General features: G+C 70.7%; 12 protein-coding genes. 2 read left to right on the top strand and 10 right to left on the bottom strand.

Annotation, left to right across the window (positions count from 1 at the left end; all coding sequences use genetic code 11):
* Positions 1–84 precede the first annotated feature (84 nt).
* Complete coding sequence (locus WMF29_RS14465; RefSeq protein ID WP_437329383.1) at positions 85–216, bottom strand: hypothetical protein; 132 nt, start codon at positions 214–216, stop codon at positions 85–87.
* A gap of 20 nt (positions 217–236) precedes the next feature.
* On the opposite strand from WMF29_RS14465, the gene WMF29_RS14460 reads away from it, so the two are divergent.
* A complete protein-coding gene (locus WMF29_RS14460) occupies positions 237–1,382 on the top strand; it encodes an FAD-binding oxidoreductase (RefSeq protein WP_437329382.1) in 1,146 nt (381 codons plus the stop codon).
* A gap of 966 nt (positions 1,383–2,348) precedes the next feature.
* On the opposite strand, the gene WMF29_RS14455 is transcribed toward WMF29_RS14460, so the two are convergent.
* Together WMF29_RS14455 and WMF29_RS14450 are read right to left on the bottom strand one after the other, a co-directional pair.
* A complete protein-coding gene (locus WMF29_RS14455; protein ID WP_437329381.1) occupies positions 2,349–3,119 on the bottom strand; it encodes an FG-GAP repeat domain-containing protein in 771 nt (256 codons plus the stop codon).
* A 277-nt stretch (positions 3,120–3,396) separates the two neighbouring features.
* A complete protein-coding gene (locus WMF29_RS14450; RefSeq protein ID WP_437329380.1) occupies positions 3,397–5,499 on the bottom strand; it encodes a hybrid sensor histidine kinase/response regulator in 2,103 nt (700 codons plus the stop codon).
* 184 nt (positions 5,500–5,683) lie between these two features.
* Between WMF29_RS14450 and WMF29_RS14445 the strand changes: the two genes are divergently transcribed.
* A complete protein-coding gene (locus WMF29_RS14445) occupies positions 5,684–7,597 on the top strand; it encodes a PAS domain S-box protein (RefSeq protein ID WP_437329379.1) in 1,914 nt (637 codons plus the stop codon).
* Here the strand turns inward: WMF29_RS14445 and WMF29_RS14440 are convergent, their stop codons facing one another.
* The 7 genes from WMF29_RS14440 to WMF29_RS14410 all read right to left on the bottom strand — a co-directional run bounded on the left by WMF29_RS14440 (position 7,598) and on the right by WMF29_RS14410 (position 21,709).
* On the bottom strand, positions 7,598–8,095 hold the full coding sequence (locus tag WMF29_RS14440; RefSeq protein WP_437329378.1) for a response regulator: 498 nt from the start codon (positions 8,093–8,095) through the stop codon (positions 7,598–7,600). It lies immediately after the preceding gene.
* A 14-nt stretch (positions 8,096–8,109) separates the two neighbouring features.
* Positions 8,110–13,542: a trifunctional serine/threonine-protein kinase/ATP-binding protein/sensor histidine kinase gene (locus tag WMF29_RS14435; protein ID WP_437329377.1), complete on the bottom strand. Its 5,433-nt coding sequence runs from the start codon at positions 13,540–13,542 to the stop codon at positions 8,110–8,112.
* 323 nt (positions 13,543–13,865) lie between these two features.
* Positions 13,866–14,936 (bottom strand): hypothetical protein, encoded by a 1,071-nt coding sequence (locus WMF29_RS14430; protein ID WP_437329376.1) that lies wholly within the window; start codon positions 14,934–14,936, stop codon positions 13,866–13,868.
* A gap of 30 nt (positions 14,937–14,966) precedes the next feature.
* The gene (locus WMF29_RS14425) at positions 14,967–15,668 is read right to left on the bottom strand and encodes a hypothetical protein (protein ID WP_437329375.1); all 702 of its coding nucleotides are present in this window, start codon (positions 15,666–15,668) and stop codon (positions 14,967–14,969) included.
* 353 nt (positions 15,669–16,021) lie between these two features.
* Positions 16,022–18,229 (bottom strand): hypothetical protein, encoded by a 2,208-nt coding sequence (locus tag WMF29_RS14420; RefSeq protein ID WP_437329374.1) that lies wholly within the window; start codon positions 18,227–18,229, stop codon positions 16,022–16,024.
* Complete coding sequence (locus WMF29_RS14415) at positions 18,226–19,662, bottom strand: hypothetical protein (RefSeq protein WP_437329373.1); 1,437 nt, start codon at positions 19,660–19,662, stop codon at positions 18,226–18,228. The genes WMF29_RS14420 and WMF29_RS14415 overlap by 4 nt, the downstream gene beginning before the upstream one ends.
* Before the next feature lie 424 nt (positions 19,663–20,086).
* Positions 20,087–21,709, bottom strand: a complete 1,623-nt coding sequence (locus tag WMF29_RS14410; protein ID WP_437329372.1) for a reverse transcriptase family protein — start codon at positions 21,707–21,709, stop codon at positions 20,087–20,089.
* Positions 21,710–21,911: the final 202 nt, after the last annotated feature.

The following is a 21,911-nucleotide window of genomic DNA, read 5'->3' as shown; positions in this document are numbered from 1 at the left end:
GGGCGCCCGATCGAGGTATCCCGGCGTCGCGCGCACCCGCCGCGCTGGCCTCGGACCGCGGGCCCCGGCCAGCGCGGGCGGCGATCAGGGCACGATCTCCCGGATGCTGCCCTTCTTGTACAGGAGCCCATCGGGGCCCACGTGGGTCCGCGCAGTCTCGCGGACGCAATAAAGAGCCCTGTCTCCGCGCTCTCGCGTCTTTGCAGTGGATTCCATCGACGTGATAGCCTCGCGCCGTGCAGCGCCCACAGCAGCTCCGTGAGCTCTTCTCGGCGTTCGATCCGCGCGTGATCTCCGGCCCGATATCCCATTATGGCGGCCTGCGGCAGAGCGCGGAGACCTTCTGCGAGATCGCCCCCGCCTCCTCTGCCGAGATCGCCGACGCCCTCGGGACGGCTTACCGGCACGGCGTCCCCGTGCGGATCCGCGGCCAGGGGCACGGCCTGAACGGCGCCTCGCTGCCCGGCGCGGGCGAGCTCCTCCTCCGCACGGAGCGGCTCGGCGACGTCCGCTTCGAGGCGGAAGGCACCGTGACCGCGGGCGGCGGCGCCGTCCTCTGGGACGTGCGCGACGTCGTGGAGCGCCACGGCTTCACCGTGCCCGTCGTGAACGACGGCCACGCAGGGCCCTCCGTCGCCGGCTTCATCGCCGCGGGCGGCTTCGGGCCGGGCTCCAGCCTGCACGGGGGCTTCTGGGAGAACGTCGCGGCCGTGACGCTCGTCGACGGCACAGGCCGGCTCCGCCGCGTCGGCAGGGGCGACGCGCTCTTCCCATGGCTGTTCGGCGCCATGGGCCAGCTCGGCGTCGTCGCCGAGGCAACGCTCGAGCTCGTCCCGCGCGACAGGGCGGATCCCCCGCCCTATCCGACCGGCTCTGGCGCCGCCCGGGAGGTCGTCGCCGCCTCGCGAGAGCTGAAAGGGCCCGGGCCGGACGAGTATGAGCGCGACGAGCAGCTCGTGTGGTTCACGCTGTTCACCCCGGGAAAGCGGCTCGCCGTGGCCCAGGCGAGGATCGCGGCCCTCGAGGCGGCGCACGCGGGCCTCCTCGACTACCGCCGGCGCTACGCGTACCCGATCCGCCAGCGGCGCCCCGTGCCTCCGCTGGTGTATCCGCGCGACGAGCCGTTCTTCGCTGTCGGCTCCTGGGGCGCCCTGCGCCTGCCTCCCGGGGACGCGGCGGGCCCGCTGCGCGCCTACGCCGAGGAGCTCACGAGGCACGCGGTCGAGCTCGGCTGCCGCCGGTACATCCAGTCCGAGGCGACCTGGGACGTCGACGCCTACCGCGCCTGCTTCGGCGACGAGACCTACGAGGCGCTACGCAAGCTCAAGGCGCAGCACGATCCAGCGCTCCTCCTGAACCGCGGCGCGGTCTTCGCTCCATGAGACGGGGAATCACGGCGCCGCCCTCACGCCACGACATCGCGGGAGCGCCGCTGCCCGTCTCACCCGATCACCCGAACAGCGCCACGTAGGGCGTGATCCCGAGATAAGCCTTCGCCTCCAGCGGCACGCCGGGCCGGTAGACCAGCTTGAGCATGACCCCCTGACGGAGGCGCGCCGGCCACCCGCGGCCCGGCCAGCTCCGCGCCTCCGCCGGCCAGCCAAGGACCGCATCGCGCTTCTCCGGCGAACACGCGCCCAGCGCCACCAGCCGATCGAGCACCGTCGCCCAGCGGACATCCACGACCGGATACGAGATCTCCAGGCCCAGCATGGGCTGCACCTCCGCGTCGACGTCGAGGTGGAAGCTGACATGGCTCGTGAACGGGACCACGCCCTCGAGCAGCGCATCGATCTCCGCGATCGCCCCGGGCCAGCCGACCCGGGCCAGGTACGCACGGACATCCGCCTTCGCCATCGCCACCACCAGCCGGACCGCGGCGCTTCCCCGCGCGGCGAGCGGCGCGACGTGCATCGCCCGCCCGCCCGGAGGCAGCCGCGCGATGCACCGGAACAACGCACCATCGACCGCCGGCGGCACAGGCTCGCCGAGCAGGAGCGTGAGCGCCCGCCGGATCACGCTCGCTCGCTCCGGGAGCGCGGCGCCGCCGCTCGCCCGCTCCGGGAGCGCGGCGCCAGCCGCCGCGCCGGGGCTCGCCGGCACGAGGCCGCCCACGAGCCCGGGCTCGACGCAGGGGAACGGGTACGGCGCCGGCACGGGTCCAGGCAGCGCGCCGGCGTCAGGAAGGTCGAGCTCGAGCCAGAGCAGCGGGACACCCCGGTGCAACGGCGAGCCGGCGTCAGCCCACTCGGCGCAGAACTCGACGACCCTCGCCCACGCCGGCGTCGCGAGCAGGTCGAGCTCGGCGCGCCGCCGCACGAGCTCGCGGTGGCCGCCCTCCGCCGCGATCAAACACACCAGCAGATCGACGCGCTCGGACGCCCCGAGGCGGCACTCGACAGCGACGCTGGACGCCGCCGCGGGCAGGCCGCCCGCGACCGCCGCGAGGCGCGCGCACGCCGCCGGAGAGACCAGCGCCGGCGGGAGCAGCGCAGCGTCCGGCGCCAACCATCGCCGCTCACGTCGGCCAGCGCGACGCCTGCCCCCCAGCCGAGGCTCGCCGACCGCCAAGTCGGACCCGGATCGAGCTGCGGCGCATAGGCCTCGAAGCGGGTCGAGCTGGCGCTCGCCGCGCCCACGCCAGCACCGGCCGCATCTCCGCCCGTACCCGCCGCGCCCGCGCCCGCGCCCGCCGCCGGCGCGGCGGACACGCTCGGCGCGCGCGCGCCGCCCGACTGGCCGATGCTCGCGCCATAGTCGCTGTACGAGACGACGAGCCCGGTGGAGGCCCCGAGTCGCCCCGCGTCCAGGAACATCGGGTATCGGATCGCCTGGCTCGCCGTCCAGCCCGGCTCCCGCGGGAGCGAGATGACGCCACGATCGCGCAGCACGGCGCGGAAGATCGGGACGCCCGGCATCGCGACGGCGAGATCCAGGAGGCCGTCCTGATCGATGTCGGCGAACTCCATGCCGAAGCTGTGTTCGACCCTGGCGCTCTTCCAGACCGGCAGCGAGGACAGCACGCCATCGACGCTCTCGTAGATCCGCGCAGGGCCCGGCGCGACGCCCTCCTCGAACGCGACGGAGGCTGCGAGATCCAGATCCCCGTCGCCGTCCATGTCGCCGAGCGCGCGTCGCCGTCGATGTCGGCCAGCCCCATCCCCATCGAGTCCGCGCCCTCGTCCGCGGACCGCCAGTCCGGCTCCGTCAGGTACGGCAAGCGCCTCGCGGCGACGGCCGTCGCCGCCTGCGCCTGCGATTGCGTCGGCTCGGGCGGCGTCGCGCGGCCTGCCCCCGTGGCGCAGCCCGACGACGAGAAGAGCGCGAGCCACAGGGCCGCGGTCGAGGTCGCAACGCTCGGGCTCTTCCGCGCCACGGACCGGAGGATAGATCAGCTCAGCGCGAGAGCGGGCTCGCCGCGCTGCGCAGCTCACGGCGCCCCGCCGACAGGGCCTCCATCAGCGCGGTGTCCTCGGCTGGCTTGACGAGGTGCTTGTCGAAGCCCGCCTCTCGCGATCTACGCCGGTCCTCGTCCTGACCGTAGCCGCTCAGGGCGACGAGGCGCGTCGCGGCGAGGGACGGCTCGGCGCGGATGGCGCGGGCCACGTCGTAGCCGTCCATTCCGCCCGGCAAACCGAGGTCGCACAGGACCACATCCGGAGGGCGCGTCCGGGCCGCCGTCAGGCCGGTCGGGCCGTCGAACGCCGTCTCCACGTCGTAGCCGCTCAGGGTCAAGAGCATCTCCAGGCTCTCGGCCGCGTCGTGGTTGTCCTCGATCACGAGGACGCGAACCCCCTGGCGGCTGGCCTCCTCCGCGTCCGAGGCGGCCGACAGGTCCCGGGCGGCCGGCGCCGCGAGCGGCAGCCGCAGCGTGAACATCGAGCCGCGGCCGGGCCCCTCGCTGTGAGCCGCCACCGTCCCGCCGTGGAGCTCGACGAGCCCCTTCACCAGCGCAAGGCCGAGCCCGAGCCCGCCCTTGCTCCGGGCCAGCCCCTGATCCGCCTGGCTGAACGGGTCGAAGATGCGCGACAGCAGCCCCGAATCCATCCCGACGCCGTTGTCCTCGACCGCGATGACGGCCTGTCCAAACACACCCCCGTCGCGCCCGGGTTCCGGAGGGCCCGCCTCGACGCACACCCACACGCGCCCGCCCCCGCTCGCGCCCGCGTCGGTGAACTTGCCGGCGTTCTGCAGCAGATTGCCCAGCATCTGCGCCAGCCGGGTGTCGTCGCCCTCCACCCAGAGCGGCTCGTCCGGCGCGCTCACGCTCAGCGCCACGCCGTCGGCCTCGAGGTTCGCCCGGTAATCCTCGGCGGTCTGGCGGACGATGCCGACGAGATCGCAGCGCGCCTTGCGGAGCTGGATCCGGCCGCGGGCGATGCGAGAGATGTCGAGCAGGTCGTCGATCAGCCGGACCATGTGCGTGACCTGGCGGTCGATCACGTCCCGCGCTCGCCGCTGCACGGGATCCGCCGTGCCGACCCTCCGGAGCATCGCGACGGCCGTGCGGACGGGCGCGAGGGGGTTGCGCAGCTCGTGGGCGAGCATGGCCAGGAACTCGTCCTTCCGCCGGTCCGCGTCCCGCAGCGCCTGCTCTGCCAGCTTGAGTTCGTGGATGTTGATCGCGATCCCGAACCAGCGGACGATCCGGCCCGAGGCGTCGCGGATGGGCCGCCCGCGCACCTTGAACCACTGGTATCCGCCGTCACGCCACCGGACACGGTACTCCAGATCATACGGAGCGAGCCCCCCGACCGCGGCGCGCCAGGAGGCGAAGACCCGCTCCCGATCGTCCGGGTGCAGGACCTCGAGCCACCGGTCGCCGAACTGCCGCTCGGCGGGCACGCCGGTGAACTCGACCCATTGCTCGCTGAAGAACTCGCAATAGCCGTCGGGCCGGGTCGCCCACACCATGCCCGGGATCGATTCGAGGGTCTGACGGTGAAAGAGCTCGCTCTCGCGCAGGGCGGCCTCGGCCCGGTGGCGCTCGGTCAGATCCAGCATCGAGCCGATCATGCGGGTGGGCGCGCCGCTCGCGCTCCGGCCGATGTAGCCGCGGTCGAGGAAGGGCGCGTACGAGCCGTCGCTCTTGCGAAAGCGGTACTCGTCGGTCCAGCTCTCCCCGTTGCCTTCGATCGCCGCGCGGATCCCCTCGGATACCCGCGCCCTGTCCTCGGGGTGGATGCGGTCGTACCAGCCCTCGGGGCCGTCGCCGAGCTCCTCCGGCGTGCAGCCGAAATGCTGGACGACCGCTCCGTTCCAGTAGACCCGGTTCGTCTCCAGATCCCAGTCCCAGATCACGTCGTTCGTGGCGCGGTTCAGGAGGCGATACTGCTCCTCGCTCCGCCGGACGGCCGCCTCGGCCTCCAGCCGGGCGGCTTCTGCGCTGGCCGCCCGATCGCGGGCCTCGCTCTCCCGCAGCGCCACCTCGGCCTGCCCGGCCGCGGTGGCGCCCTCGGTGCGCTGGTCGCCGGTCCCGTCCACCCGTGTGCTCCGCATCGTCGTCCTCGCCCGGAGGTTTGCGTAGTGGCGCGCGCGGCGTTTCGCCACCCGCCGGCGCGCTCCTCGCGCCGAGAATCGACGCCGGAGAGCGCGGCGATGCGGGCCCCGCGCGGGCCCCGCCAGCCGACGCGAACTCGTCCGTGCGGTTGCGCGCGCGACCTGTGGTAACAATGCATAGAGCGTGGCTGCGCTGGGGAAATCCGCGGAGGAAGGCGCCGCCGACGCGCTCAAGCGACAGCTGGCCGAGCTCGGCGGCGCCGAGGCGCTGCTGCAGGCGGTCCTGGACAGCGCATCCGAGTGCATCCTGGTGATCTCCCCGGAGGGCACCATCCTGCTCTCCGGCCGCGCGCCGCCGAAGGCGACCTCGACGAGCCTCCTGCGGACGAGCATCTACGAGCACATCGCGCCGGAGACGCGCGAGGCGGCCCGCTCCTGCGTCGAGCGCGTCGTGCGGTCGGGGGCGCCCGACAGCTTCGAGTGCACGATCCCCGGCGAGCACGGCCAGGCGGCGCGTTATGAGGCGAGGGTCAGCCCCATCCTGCGCGGCGGCCGCGTCACCACCCTGCTCATGATCTGCGCCGACGTCACGGAGCGGAGGGCGACGGAAGCGGCGCTCCGGAGGAGCGAGGAGCGCTATCGTTCGGTGATCGCCGCCCTCGACGAGGGGATCGTCCTCCAGGACGCGAGCGGCGCGATCCAGGCCTGCAACGCGAGCGCCGAGCGCATCCTCGGGCTCACGTCCGCGGAGATGGCGGGCCGGGAGAGCCGCGATCCCCGCTGGAGGGCCGTCCACGAGGACGGCTCTGCGTTCAACGGCGACCTGCACCCGGCCATCGTGACGCTCCGCACGGGGGCGCCGCAGAAGAACGTGATCATGGGGGTCCACCGACCGGAGGGCGAGATGGTGTGGATCTCCATCAACTCGCAGCCGTTGCTCCGCGCGAGCGAGTCCATCCCGTACGCGGTGGTCACGTCGTTCCACGACATCACGGAGCGCAAACGCTCCGAGGAGGAGCTGAGGAGGAGCGAGGAGCGCTTCCGCGCCACCTTCAACCAGGCCGCGGTCGGCATCGGCCAGGCGTCGATCGAGGGCCGGTGGATCCGGCTGAACGAGAAATTCTGCGATCTCGTGGGTTACTCCCACGCAGAGATGACCAACCTCACGTTCCAGCAGATCACGTATCCACCGGATCTACCCACCGATCTCGAGAACCTGCGCCGCATCGTGTCGGGGGAGGTCGAGACGGTCTCGCGGGAGAAGCGTTATGTCCGCAAGGGCGGCGAGCCGGTCTGGGCGAAGGTCACGGTCTCGCTGGTCCGTCACGCCACGGGGGCGCCTGCCTACTTCGTCGTCATCGCGGAGGACATCACCGACCGGAAGCACGTCGAGGAGACGCGCCGGGAGTTCTTGACCATCGCGTCGCACGAGCTCAAGACGCCCCTCACCCCGGTGATGCTCCGGGTGCAGGCGCTCCTTCGCATGTACCGGAGGGCCGGCGGGCCGCCGCCGTCCGCCGAGGAGGTGATCCCGAAGCTCGAGGCCGTGGAGGCGCTGCTCGACAGGCTGCACCGCCTCGTCGAGGAGCTGCTCGACATCTCGCAGATCACGGCGGCGCCGATGACGGTGGCGCCGCGGGAGGTCGACCTCAGCGCGCTCCTCCGGGACACGCTGAGCGGGCAGGCGGCGCTGCTCCGGCGCGCGGCCTGTCCGGTCACCGTCGACGCCCCGAGCGCGCTCAGCGGGCACTGGGACCCGGTGCGGCTCGAGCAGATCATCACCAACCTGCTCTCCAACGCGTCCAAGTACGGCGGCGGCAAGCCCGTCGATGTGGCGCTCGAGGCGTCCGGCGACATGGCGCGCCTCACCGTCCGCGACCGCGGGATCGGCGTCGCGGCGGCCGATCACGAGCGGATCTTCCGCTGCTTTCAGCGGGCGACGACGTCGCGCCATTACAGCGGGTTCGGGCTGGGGCTCTGGATCGTGCGCGAGGCGGCGGAGGCGATGGGCGGCGCGGTCCGCGTGGAGAGCCGCCTGGGCGAGGGTGCGATGTTCACGGTCGAGCTGCCGCGCGCGCGGCGGCACGCCGGCAGCTGATCAGCTCGCGTCAGGGGGCATGATCCCGCGCACGAGCTTCTGCGCGCTCGCCATGCTGGAGACCAGGCTGTAATGCTGGACGGCCTTCTCGACCGCCGCCATGAGCCCCGACACGTCGCCATTCTTGTCGAAATAGCCGAACGCCTTGTGGGTCGAGAGCAGGTCTTGCTTCTCGAGGATGTCCTGGAACGCGGTGTAGAAGATGATCGGCACCTTCGGGAACAGCGCCTTGATCTTCAGGTAGGCAGTGAGCCCGTCGATGCCCGGCATGCGGATATCCAGGATGACCAGGCTGACCATCTCCGTCATCGCGGCGATGCCCTCCTGCGCGCTCGCGTACAGGCGCACGTCGTAATCATGCCGCATCGTGAACGCGAGCGCGGACCGCATCCGCGGGTCGTCGTCGATCACGACCACGATCGGCCGTTCTTTGTGAGGCTCCTCCGGCGCCTCGTCCGAAGCTTCGCGGAAGCGCCTGGTGAATTTCGCCGATGCCATCTTGGCGCCTCCTTTCAATTCCCGGAGAGGTTGAGATCGTTCCAGCCGACGGGCCCGCCGGCCGGCTGCGGTCGCTCGTGGGGCGCCGCCCGCGGAAGCCGGACGACGAACGTCGTCCCGCGCTCGGCGGCGCTCTCGACGTCGATCGTCCCGCGGTACATCGCGACGAGCCGGGCGACGAAGCTGAGCCCCAGGCCCACGCCGGTCGTCGGCTTCGTCGAGAAGAACGGCTGGAAGATCTTCGAGAGGTCCTCGGACGAGATCCCGTCCGCGTTATCGCTGATGGTGATGACCTGGAGCTCCCCCTCGTCGACCGTCTCGACCCGCATCCGCCGGCCGCGGCCGTCGCCGACGAGGAGCAGCGCGTCGCGCGCGTTCAGGACGATGTTGCTCACGATGGAGTCGAAGTGCGACTCGTACCCGACGACCGCCGAGCCGCCCCGGAGATCGAGCTCGACCGATACACCCTGGCGCGCGAACTCGTCGCGGTGCCGCGCCGCCACGGACTCGATGACGCGGCGGAGGCTCACGACCTCGTCGCCGGCGAGCGCGACGCCGAGCTTCGAGTACTCCAGGATCCTGTTCGTGACGCTCAGCGCGCGCTCCGTGCAGTCGCCCACCATGCGGAGCACGCTGTCGAGCGTCTCCTCGGCCTCTTCGAGCTCGCCCAGATAGGCGATGGCCGCCTTGATCTTTGCCTCCGGGATGTCGCCCTTGAGCAAGTCGAAGAGCTCGCCGAGCCGGGCTGCGTTCTTCGCGCACAGCGTCTCGCCGCCCTGGGTCACGGACTCGAGCACCATGGCGGCCCCCGAGAGGGCGTTGCGCATCTCGTGCGCGAAGCCGCCCGCCATCTGGTTCTCGACCGCCTCCCGCTCCAGGCGGACGATCGTCGCGTGGGCCTGCTGGAGCTCCGCCGTGCGCTCGCGGACCTTCTGCTCCACGCCCGTGTAGAGCTTCGCGTTCTCGATGGAGATCGCCATCTGCGAGGACAGCATCGAGAGGAGCTCCAGCCGATCCTGGGTGAACGTCCCGGTCGCCGTGTTGTTCTCGAGGTAGATGGCGCCGTAAAGGTCGTTATGGTGGACGATGGGCGTGCACAGGACCGACCTCGGACAGCGCTGCGCGACGTAGTCGTCGCGCTGGAACTGCCGGTCCGTCGAGGCGTCGGAGAGGACGACGCACTGGCCCGTCCGCGCGACGTACTGCACGACCGCGGCCCAGACGAGCGGGCGATCGTGCGACGCGGCCTTGTCGAGGGGCAGCCCCGGGAAGCGCGTGTCGTCGCGGCCGTCCGTCCAGTCGACCTCGGCCTCGATCCGCAGGCCGTCGCTGTCCCGGAGGACGAGGCAGCCGCGCTGGGCGCCGGCGTTCTCCATGGCGACCGACAGGAGCTTGGCGAGGAGCCTGTCGAGCACGATCTCCCCGGAGATCGCCTGCGCCGCCTTCAGGACCGTCCTTAGGTCGAGGCGCGATGCGCCGAGCGAGGTCGTCGTGACGAACGTCCGCGAGGGCGCGATCTCCGAGGATCGCGGAGGGTGCGCCTCGCGCGCGACGAGCTGCGGATACCGCTCCTCCAGGTCCTGCGCCTTGCGGACGGCGCCCCAGAGTCTGTAGTGGTAACTCGCGTCCGCGAGGTACACGCGCGCGAGCTTCTCTTTCCCCTGCGCGAGCCAGAACCGCCCCGCCAGCTCGCAGGCCACCGCGGCCTCGTTCACGTAGTCGTGCTCCGAGGCGGACGCGATGGCGCGGTCGTACAGGTCGAGGGCCTCGGCCGCGCGGCCGTCGAGCCGCGCGAGCTCGGCCTCCACGAGCAGGTACCGGTGCAGGAAGTTGCTTGCGCACGTCGCGGACAGCGCCTTGAGCTTCGCCTGGTTCTCCGACAGCTTCGCGCGGTAGCGCGCCTTGTCCTCCGGTGAGGCCGCCGGGTAGAGCGCGGTCATGGCAAGCGAGTAATAGAAGGTGTGCAGCGGCGTGAACACCTTGCCCGTGCTCGCGCCGAGGGTCGGCTCCGTCTCGGCAGCGTGCTTGTAGGCGAGCTCGTATTCGCCAAACACGAAATAGAGCATGGCCTGCGCCGTATGAATGTAATTGACGGTATTGAAGTTCTTTGTCGCGTAGAGGCCCGGGAGCGCCTGCTCGGCGTCGAAGAACTCTCCCTCGATCTTCGCCGCGTGCTCGGACCTGCCGGTGAGGTTCCGGATGACCTGCCGCCACACGCTGAGCTGGTTGATGACCTGCTCCTGCTTGAACCTGAACACCTCCTCGATGTACCTGTCGAACATCGACTCGAGATCGAGGAGGTTCTGCCCGGAGACGGCGCCGCAGACGAAGGCGTTGATCAGGCAGTACGCGGCGCTCTCGGCGTCGCCGTTCTCCGCGTAGCTCAGGTATCCTTCGACGAGCGGCGCCTGGCTCTCGCGGGCCGGACGGTAGAAGTGCCGCGAGAGCCCGTAATAGAAGTTGTAGACGCTCGCCTTGTAGAACGGCTCATCCCGGCGCCGGTGCACCGCGATCGCCAGCTCGCCGAACTGGGATCCCGTCGCGATGTCGCCAACGCCGGCGTTGACGAGCACGCTGAACGCCGCGAACGCATAGGACGAGAGCGGCGACTCGCCGTGATCCATCGTCAGGTCGAGCGCGCGGCAGATGAAGAGCCCGAGCATCTCCGGCGCGGCGAAATAAGACGCATGGATCGCGCGCCGGAGGATCACGAGCGCGGCTTGCTTCGGGGCCTCCGTCATCGGGGCGAGCCGGCCGAGGCGCTCTAGGCCGATCTCGGCGACCTGCTTCGTCGTCTTCGTGTAGGCGTCGAGGAAGTCCTGCATGCCGGGGCTCGCCGGGAACGTCTCTCCGAGCTGCGCGAGCGCCTCCACGGCGATGTCCACGGCCTTCCGGAACTCCGCCTGGGTGTGGTGATAGAGGATCAGGAGCTCGTAGAGCTTGCTCCTGTGGATGACGTCGTGGATCTCGCACAGGGCGGCGTCGACGAACTCCTTCATCGCGCCCCAGTCGGCGTTCATGCACGCCGCCTCGGCCGCGCCGACGTGGAGCGCGCTCATCAGCGCAGGATCGCCCTGCCAGGCGCTCGCGGGCAGGAGCGAGAGGCCTCGGGCGAAGTAGCCGCGCGCCGCGTCGAAGGCGGCGGAGAGCAGCGCGCGCCGGCCCGCGAGGAGGTTCAGCTCCGCGAGGCGCCGCTGCTCCGCGGCGTCGCTCAGCAGGTCGGCGCCGCGGTTCAGGTGGTAGACGACGTCGAAGACCTTCTCCTCGGGGGCGCGCCCGCCCAGGCTCCGCAGGAGGAGCCGGCCGATGTCGGCGTGGAGGCCGCTGCGCTCGCCGTCCTCGATCATGGCGTACGCGGCCTGCTGGACGCGATCGTGGAGGAACCTGTAGTCCGGGAAGACGAGCGGCGCGGCGAGATCGTCGGGAGCCGCGGACTCCATCGGGGAGAGCGGGACGATGAGGCCCTCCTGCAGCGCGGGCACGAGGTGCCGGTAGGCATCGCCGCGCGTCTCCTCCCGGATGACGGCGAGCCTGCCCAGGTCGAAGCGGTTGCCGAGGCAGGACGCCGACATGAGCGCTCGCTGCGTGTCCTCGGGGAGCTCCCGGAGCTTGCCGATCATCAGGTCGACGACGTTGTCCGTGATGTTCCTGGACTCGATGTGCTCGACGTCCCACGTCCACGCCGCGAGCCCGGCGTCGTACCGCAGGCACCCGGTGTGGTGCAGCGTGCGGAGGAACTCGTTGACGAAGAACGGGTTGCCGCCCGTCTTCCGCGCGACCAGCGCGGCGAGCGGCATCACGGCCGCGGCGTCCGCGCGCAGCGCGTCCGCGAGCATCCGGCAGACCATCTCGGTGCCGAGCGGCCCCGGAGAGATCTCGCGCACCCGACCGACCGCCCCTTCCCGTCGAAGCGCGGCGATCGCCGCCGAGAGCGGGTGCGCGGCCCCGACCTCGTTGTCGCGGTAGGCGCCGATCACGAGCAGGCCGCGCAGCTTCGCGTCCGTCATCAGGAGCTCGATGACCCTGAGGGACGCCGCGTCGGCCCACTGCAGGTCGTCGAGGAAGATGGCCAGCGGGCGCTCGGCGTCGCAGAACACGCGGACGAAGTTCTGGAGGACGCGCACGAAGCGGTTCTGGGACTCGGCGGGCCCCAGCGCCGGGACGGCCGGCTGGTCGCCCACGATGCGCTCGATCTCGGGGATCACGTCGACGAGGACCTGCCCGTTCGCCCCGAGCGCGGCCTTGATCTTCGAGCGCCACAGCGCGAACTGCGCCTCGGGCTCGGCGACGATCTGCCGCACCAGGTCGCGGAACGCGCTGGTGATCGCTGTGTACGGGGTGCTTCGCTGGAGCTGGTCGTACTTGCCCGCGACGAAGTACCCGCGCGCCTCGGTGATGGGCTTGTACAGCTCGTGCGCCAGCGCGGACTTGCCGATCCCCGAGTATCCTGCGATGAGCATCAGCTCGACGCCGCCCCGCGCTGCGCGATCGAACGCCTCGAGCAGCGCCTGCACCTCGCGCTCGCGCCCGTAGAGCTGCTGCGGGATGCGAAGCTCGCCGGAGGCGTCGGCGCGGCCCAGCGGGAACGGGGCGATCTCGCCCGTGGCCGCGAGGCGCCGCTCGCACTCCTCCAGGTCGTGGAGGAGGCCCGCCGCGCTCTGGTAACGGCCCTCGGCCGCCTTCGCCATGAGCTTCATCACGAGGTCCGACAGGACCTCCGGCACGCTCGGACAGCGCGCGCGCGGCGGGGCGGGCTCGCGCGCGACGTGGCAGTGGACGAGCTCCATGGCGTCCGTCGCGCTGAAGGGCGGCGCGCCCGTGAGGAGCTCGTAGAAGGTGGCTCCGAGCGAGTAGAAATCGGAGCGATGGTCGAGCGACCGGTTCATGCGACCGGTCTGCTCGGGAGAGATGTAAGCGAGGGTCCCCTCGAGCACCGCGGGGCTCTTGATCGAGAGCTCTTCCCGTGAAAGCCGCGTCGAGATGCCGAAGTCGATGATCTTGGCGGCGCCCGTCTCGCGGTTGAATACGATATTGGACGGATTGATATCCTTGTGTATGATTCCGCTTCTGTGCACTTCGTGAAGGGCGCGCGTGATCTGGATCGCAAGCCGGACGAAGTCCGCGGCGTCGAACGGGCGGCGCTCAAGGTGGTGGATGTGGTGGAGGTGGTGCGCCAGCGAGCGGCCGCCGAAATCCTCGAGGACGAGGAGGAGCCCGTTCTCGTATCTGCACAGGTCGAGCGCCCGGACGACGCCCGGCACATCCAGGTCGCGGAGCACCGCATATTCATGCCGGTAGCGCGTGAGCTCCGTCTGGCTGGGATAGTCCGAGCGCAGCAGCTTGAGGATCACGGCGCGCCCGTCTCCGGCGCGCTGGCCCCGGTAGACGCGGGAGCTGCCGCTCTCGTAGATCTTGTCGGTCGCTTGATAACCCGAGATCGTCAGCATCACTCCCCTTGACGTCAGACGTGCTCTGGCGCGGTCAGGCCCGGTCGACAGCCCACGGCGTGGCATGCCCCCGCCACGGATGTGTCCTGGATGGTACCACGAAGACGCTTCGCGGCTGGACGAATCTCGCGGGACGGCGTGGGTGGATGTCTGTCGTTGATGCCTGTTCTGGTTCAAGGTGCCACTTTGGGACCAGGCCTACGAGGTCTCCAGACAGGCAGCAGGGAACAGAGGGCGATAGCCCACATGGAGCCGAGACTCTGCCCAACCGCTCGCTCGCCCGGGTGTGAAGTCCGGAGAAGCGAAAGGGGGCACGATCTGCATCAGGACATCAGGCCGAGCCTGAAGAGCGCATCGGCCCAGAGCGGCCAGAGCGTGCGGTAGGGGTGGGTCGCCAGCACCACGCCGCCGCTCGGCAAGCGACGGACGTGGAACCGGGCGTGATCGACCAGGAACTCGAAGTGGTCGAGGGTGATCTCGACCTGCGAGAGCGGCGAGCCGTTGCCTGTCTCCGTGCCCTGTCCGTCGCGCCCCCTGAATGGGAGCGTCCGCTCGTAGATCTCGCGCGCGCGCGGCTCTGCGGCGCGCCACGCGCCGTCGGGCGCCTCTGCCGCCGCTTCAAGCGCATCGAGCAGGGCGGAGGGCGGCGTTTCCAGCGCCTTGAGGACGGCTTCACGGGAGAGCGAGCTCGAATGCGCGCTGACATGCCTCAACGTGACACACGCGCCAGGCGGCGCGGCTTCCACTCGGGCGCGGAGCGCTTCCAGCGATAGGCCCGCCGTGCGCGACACCCTGTCCTTGTCGTGGAGGCAGATCCACGAGAGGGCGAGATCGCGCCCGATGTCGCGGGTGTCCGCGTTGTACGTCGCGCACATGGCGACCGGGGCGAGCCAGGTCCGCGCCGTCGTGCAGCCGCCGGTCGGGACGCGCCCGCTCGCGTCCGGCGCGCAGAGGCGGAGCAGGACGTCGTCGATGTCTTCCAGCGCCATGTGCCACGCGAGCACGGCCTCGGCCTGCACGGAGCGCGGGCCCCTCCCCAGGGCGAGGTCCATGTGCATGGGGAAAAAGTCCTCGATCTGGCGGGCGTGCATGTGGAGGGGACCCATCGGCTTGAGACGTTCGCTCCTGTCGGTGAAGCAGCGAAGGATGCAATGGACGAGGTGTTCCTGGCTCAATGACGCGACGAAGTAGGCTTCGGCGTCGGTGCGCCCGAAGTGGGAGCGGAGCATCGCGACAACCTCGTCCACGGAGATCGTATTGCATTCCGTGTCGCGATCCATGATCGCGCGGATAAAGTACTGTGGCTCCTTGACGAGGGCCGACAGCGCCGCGCCGAACGCATCGACCCTCTGTGCCTCGTCGCACCAGGCGAAGAAAAACGGCCCTTCTCTCATCGCTTGATCATCCTCATGGGGTAGCCTGCGTCAGGACATGAGGCCGAGCACGAAGAGCGCGTCGGCCCAGAGCGGCCAGAGCGTGCGGGAGGGGTGGGTGGCCAGCACCACGCCGCCGCTCGGGAGGCGGCGAACGTGGAAGGGGGCGTGCTCTTCCAGAAAGCGGGTGTGCTCGCGCGTCGCGATCTTCACCCAGAACGCGGGCGGGACCTCCCCCGCGGCTTCGTCCTCGAGCTGACGGCGTAGCTCGATGAGCTCGCGCGCCTTTGGCTCGGCCACGCACCATGCGTCGTCGGGCACCGCCGCGGCCTCGAGCGCTTCGAGCAGCGCGGCCGACGGCGTCGCGAGCGCCTTGAGCACGGTCTCGCGCGAGAGCGAGCCCGTGAGCTCGCTCGTGCCTTTCATGGGCACGCGCGCGCCGCGCGGCGCGGCTTCTACCCGCGCGCGGAGCGCCTCCAGCGGCGTGCCCGCGATGAGCGAGACGCTCTCCTTGCCGTGAAGGCTCACCCACGACAGGGCGAGGTCGCGCGCGAGCTCCGCGGCGTTCGCGTTGTAGGTCGCGCACATCTCGACCGGGGCGCTCCAGTCCTCCTCGCCCGTGCAGGCGCCGGTCGGCACGCGCTCGCTTGCGTCCGGCGCGCAAAGGCGGAGCAGGAGGTCCTCAATGTCGCCCTGAACCAGATGGTAGGCGACCGCGGCCTCGGCCTCCAAGGAGCGGGGACCCTTGCCCACGGGAATCTCGTAGGGGTAAAAATCCCGCTTGCGTTCGCCCGCATCCACCCTGAGGGGGCCGTAAGGATGGCCACGCTCACTTTCTTCGGGGTAGCACGCGAGGTCGAACCTCATGACGCGCTTGGAACCGTTCGGCCTCACGCTGGAGCCCACATGAGCGCTCTTCAAACCTCCGAAGTGAGCGCGCACCATGGCGAGCACATCGTCGATGGAGCACGTCCTGCACGTCAGGCTCGCGCTCATCCCCAAGCTGATCATATACCCTGGGATGACCAGCGCGGACAGCGCCGCCGCGAACGCACCGATCCGTTCTGGCTCGTCGCACCAGGCGACGAATTGAGGTCCTGAATAGCTCATAGCCGGATCACCATGATGGGTTTGTTGAAGCCCTCGAGGGTAACGGTCTGGCCAGCATCCCAATCGAACAGGTAGCCGTCCTTCACGATAAACTTCGTCGGATCGAACTTCGCCCCCTGCTCGATGATGATCTCGACCCGCGCCACGTCTCCGTTGAGCCTCCTCTTCTTCAACGCCTCCATCGCGTTCAAAAGCTGATCGCGCACCTTGAAGAAGGGGATTTTTTCTCCGCCCTTTGCCTCGCTCACGATCAGCTCGTGCCCTCTGGATATCGACAAGAAGTCGGGCGCTGCCCCCTCGCTACCCCCATGGCTCGATTCCCTCGGAATCTTGAGCACGTCGCGCACGCCGTCGTCGCCGACCCCGATGAGCGATCTTCCGTCGTCCACCAGGAACTTGGCCGCCTTTTTCTCGAAGATGTCCACCTCGAACTTGGTGATCGCCCCAGTGAGCCCCTTGTACCCTCTGACGCGGTTCGTCTTCACGATCTTGGCGAACGCCTCCTCGATCTCGGCGATCTCCCCCGCCACCCGGATCGCGGCCGGCCGCAGTCCGCTGCTGGTCTTGACCGCGCGCCACATCGGCCCGACCGCCCCGAGCCCGAAGCCCAGCCCCGAGAAGATCCGCTCCTCGTCGCTGAGCTCCTCCCCCGACGGCAAGCACCACGCCTTGCCTGTGACGGCCTCGCACAGGTCGAGCGCCGGCCCCACCACCGGCACGAACCCGACCCCGATGCGCGTCGTCGCGTGGACGAGGGTCTGCATCACCTCTGCGTACGCCTCGAAGCCCTCGCCCACCGTCGACATCGCCCCCGCGAAGGCGCTGATCGTCTGGTAGAGCTGCGTCTGCTCGAGATCGAGCCCGTCCCCCGTCCACTGGTTCAGGCTGTCCTTCATCTGGTCCGCCAGCGCATCGAACCGCGGCTTGAGCACCGTGTCCACCTGCGCCCGCAGGTCGGCCGGGATGGGCGTGTCGATGAACCAGTCCGACGCATCCATGTACCGCCGCACGACCGCCGTGATCCGATTCTGCGCCTTCAGGAACGCGTTTGTCTCCGCCAGCGACACCCCCATCCGGTCGCGCAGCGCGATCTCCAGCGCCGCGCTGTTCGCTCGCCACGCCCTCACGTTCGCCACGAAGTCCGCCCGCGCGACCACTACGTCGCCGCTCACGTCGGCCTCCAGCGCCGCGATCACGCCGCCCGCATACGCAGCGTACGGGTCTCTCCCCTCCTCGAACGCTCCCTCTACCTCCGAAATGTCCGGCACTTCGACCCCCGGCACCTCGCTCTCCCCGAGCGCGTACGCCTGCGGATCATCGGGATTCCACCCTTCGGCGCGCGCGTCCTGCGTCGCGAGGTCCGCCACCTCGTCGGCCTGCGCACCGAACTCGTCGATGAGCCGCCCGAGCTCGTCCTCCAGGTCGCTGACGCTCTTCTTCAGGTCGTCGACGAGCTGCTCCATCGCCGCCCGCGTCGCCGGGTCGACCACGTCCTCGTAGCGGTCGAGGATCGCGTCGAGATCGGTCCGCGAGATCTCGTCCAGCGGCCGGCTCACCAGGTCGTGCAGCTCGGTATCGAGCTGCCGCAGCAGATCCATCCGCGCCCGGAGGTCCGCGACCCTGGCGGCATTCCGGAGGATCGCCTCCATCAACTTGCCGATCGCGACCTCCAGGTCCGCGATGTCGCGCGCGAGCGCGGGGTTGATCTCCGCGAGGCTGAGGTTGGCGACGGTGCTGCCATTGAAGCCGGTCCCATCGCGGCGGATGTCGAAGAGCGGCTTGTTCAGCCCGAGCGGCTCCGAGACGAGGTGCACCACGTCGTGCGCGTGGGTACACCAGTTGCCCCCGTTGACGGTGTGGACCCCGAAGTCGAACTGGTTGGCCCCCGTGAGGAGCAGCACCGAGTCGAACCCCGCCTCGAGCGTGTTGCTCCGAGAGCCGTCGCCTTCGACCTGCAGCGCGCCCGGGATCCCGTAGGTGGGCAGGGGCGTCTGGTTCACCTCGAAGAGGGCGTCACCCTCCGTCTCCAGCTCGCCGCTCGCGCACGAGTCGACGTCCTGGCGGTTGCTCCAGAGGATGGTGTACGGCGTGCCGGCCCACGCGAACGACGGCACCAGCACCGCCAGCGCCGTGACAATCGCGACGAGCTTCTGAGCCACCATGGAGCTCCGGCCGCGCAGCGCGACGTCCTTCGAGCTTCTCATGTCCCCTCCGCGCCGCGCACGGCGGCGTCATACGCGATCGCGGCGCCCTTCACGTCGCCCGCGTCGAGCCTCGCCTGAGCCGCATCGAGCTCCGCCGCGCCCATCCCCCTCTCCCGCAGCGCCGCGAGGCCCGCCGCGATCTTCTGCGGCAAGCCCGTCCTGAGCTCGGCCTCCGCGGCGTCGAACCGCCCTCGGAGCGCCGCGCACCCCGCCTCTCGCCACGAGGACGGCGCCGCCTCGCAGAGCGGCCGCATCTGCACCAGCGCCACAAGCGCCCCGCACCGCTCGGCCAAGAGCGGCAGCCCGACCTTCTCGCTCATCGGCGGCGCCGCCGACAGCGCCGCCGCCCGCGCGCGCGCCCCCTCGCTGAACACCTCCGAGGCCCGGCGGATCCGCGACCGCGCGCTCGCCTCGCGCGCCCCCTCATCCATCTGCAGCGCGCGGAGCGCCGGCCGGCGCAGCGCGATGCCGCCGAGCAGCGCCGTCGCGGTCGCGTCGCTCCGGGCGACCCGCCGCTGCACATACCCCAGCATCGCGCTCAGCGACCGCAGCGCCCCCGATGTCATGTCCGGCACCACCGAGCCGTGTGTCGCAAGGACTTCCTTGTGCGGCGCGATTGCCTCGTCGAACGAGACCGCAAGCGCCTGGAGCTCCGCCGACAGCCTCATCGCCTCCGTGGCGAGCTCGCTGGGCGCGCGGCTCGCCTCGCGCGCCGCCGCGAGCACCGCCTGCTCCACGCCGTCGAGCTCGTCGATCGCCGATCGCGACGCCTGCGCCGAGAGCGCCGCGTACGCCGCCGTCTCCGCCGCCTCGGTCGCGCGGTAGGCGGCGAAGCGCGCCGCCGCGCCCGCGTACCTGGATTGCAGCGGCGCGCCCTCGTCCCTGGCTCGATCGAGGACGGCCTGCACGGCGGCCATCGCCAGCTTGTCCGCCGCGATCGTGGCGATGAGCGGCTCCCGCTCGGCGCTCGCCTTACCGGTCATCGCCTCGTTGAAGTTGTCGGCCGCATGGATCGGCTCTGCCTGGAGGGCCTCCTCCTGGCTATCCCTGATCAGCCGGAGCAGCTTACCGAGCTCGCCATGGAGCGTCGCCCGGAGCGACTCGGCGTGCTTCCTCTCGTCGCGCACATAGGACACGACCCGATCGATGGTGTCGAACCAGGCCCCGAGCTCCGCCTCGTTCGCGGTGAGCTCCTCGGGCGTCACCCGACCCGACCACCATGCCCACATGAATATCGGCAGCTCGCCGTCCGCTTCGGCCTTGCTCCACGCGCTGGCCGGGCCCTCGCTCGCGTCGACGCAGTGCTCGACAACACCGGTATTCGGTATCGCGCAGATCCTCCCGCTCAGGGGCTCCTCGCGATCCCACAGGCACCCGGGCGCCGTCGCACCAAGCAACAGGGCGGCAAGGGCAGCCCCAACGATCGTCGCCAATCGCAGCGTCCTCATCTCATTGCCTCCACCCCGAGATTTTTCTCGCCCGCGCACGCTCGCCCGCACGTTCTCTAGCTGCAAGCATCCTCACGAAAGCGGTAGGACATTGCTCGGCCGAGGAGCACGTGGGCTGGCGACGCAGATCCAGGGGAATCCACGGGAAATGGATGCGAGCTGGCCGCCGGCGAGGGGCCGCCCGTAAAGTCACCGGCAAGGGGGTGACAAAAGGGAAGAGGGCCCAGGTTGCAGCCTGAGCCCTCGGTCGATGCTCGGATCCGATAGGGCGCTCTGGGCTCAGACCGGCGCGTCGTCGCCTTCGACCAGATCCTCTTCGTCCGGCGGCGCGCCGCCGGCCTACGAAAGTACGCCGCAGCGAGCCGAACGATGCAACTGAGCCCGTAGCGCACGAAGATGCGCCCAGCTATCACCCCGTGAGCGCGTCGAGGGCCGACAGGAGCGGCGCCGCCCGCTCGCGGTCGATCATCTGCACATAGGCGATCCTGCCGCGGAGGTGCGCCTCGAAGTCCGGCACACCCTGGCGGTTCTGGGCGGCGAGGCCGGTCTTCTTCGCCGCGTGGAGGATCGCGCGCAGGCGGCGCACCTCCTCGCGCGGCGCCGAGGGCTTGTCGTTGACCACGACGCCCGTCACCACCTGCCGACCGCCGGCGCGCTGGACACGCCCCTTGTCGGGATTGATGGCGAAGCCCTCCTCCTCGACGATGTGGCGGACTCGGGCGAGCAGCATGGCAATATCGCCGCGCTTGCCCGGCGGCGCCGAGAAGGTGAGGTCGTCCGCATACCGCGTGTACGTGAAGCCCGCGCGGGCGCACATGCCGGCGAGGCGGCGATCGAGCTTCCGCGCGACCTGGTTCGAGATCGCCGGGCTCGTGCAGGCGCCCTGCGGCAGGGCGCGATCGCCGACCGCGACCCAGTAGCGCTGCCCGTCGTACTCGACCGGCCGCCGCGGCGGCTCGGTGCAGAGCAGGGCGAGGAGCGTGGCCACCGCCGGGGAGTAGCCGAGCCGATGGAAGACGCCGCGCACCCGCGGGAACGTGATGGTCGGGAAGAAATCGGACAGGTCGAGGTTCACGACCACGTCGCGGCGCGTGTGCGGGCGCGCGTTGGTAACCGTGGAGCGGCCCTTCACGAAGCCGTGCGCGGGCGCCTCGACGGGCAGCTTCTCCAGGATCTCGCGCAGGACCCACGCCTGCGCCGCGGCCAGCGAGGCGTGGGGCGCCGCGAGCTGCCTCGTCCCGCCCGAGCGCTTCGGGACGTCGAAGTACACATAGTGAGGGCGCTCGACGGCCTCGCCATGAAAGCAGAGCCAGCGCAGCCGCGGGACGGGGACGCCGAGGGCAGCGGCCAGATCGGCCGGGGTGGACAGCACGGGCAGCCCGCGCTCGACGAGCGACTCGACGTGCGAGCGCCGGTCCGCGAGGCCCGCCGAGACATCGGTGCCGAGGAAAATGATGTCCTCGGCCCGGCGGCGGGCCACCGCCTCGGCGCGCTGCCGCTTGCGCTCGGCGCTCTGGCGCCGCTTCTCCTCCTTGCGGGCGAGCCTCTCGCGCTTGAGCCGCTCGATCGCCTCGTCGGCCGAGCGCGCCGCGGCCGCGCCGGCGAGCGACGCGGCGTCCTTGTGCCTGAGCCAGAGATCACCGATGCGGTGGATCTCGGCGATCTGCGCCTCGGTGAGCAGGCCGCGCAGGATGAGGCCCCGATCGATCAGGGCGGTGCGCTCGTCGCTCTGCGGCGGGATCGTGTCCACGCGGCCGATCCAGGCCGTCATGCGCGGGTTGATCTTGAGCGCGCGCTTGCGCAGCTCGTCCGCGGAGAGGCCGAGGATCCCGCCGGCGGCGTAGGGGTCCGCGGGGCGCGGCTTCGCGCCCGCCGCCGCGGCGCGGGCGGCCGTCTGCGCGGCGGCCGCGGGCCCGGCCTGAGCCGGCCTGGCCTGTGCCGCCTGGGCCTGCTCGGCCCCACCCGGCGCTCGCTCGCCCTGCTCGGCCCCGCCCAGGCCGAGCATCGACTTCAGCTTGTCCCAGAAGCCCATTCGACCGTTCCTGTGGACAGCACCCGGTCCAGCCCTCCAAGGAGGCCCGCCCGCCCGACTACCTTCTCGTGACCACGCCCGATCACCCAGGCGCCTGGCAGCTGTGCGGTTCCAGGACCGTCAGGTCCCTCTGAGTGGAACCGCACAGCTGCTAAAGGCGCCCAAAGAACATCGGGTGTGGGGATGCATGGAAGAGCAATCT

Origin of the sequence: Sorangium sp. So ce381, from assembly GCF_051473845.1 — a bacterium.
Classification (GTDB): domain Bacteria; phylum Myxococcota_A; class Polyangia; order Polyangiales; family Polyangiaceae; genus Sorangium; species Sorangium atrum.
This window is presented reverse-complemented; position numbering and strand designations above follow the sequence as displayed.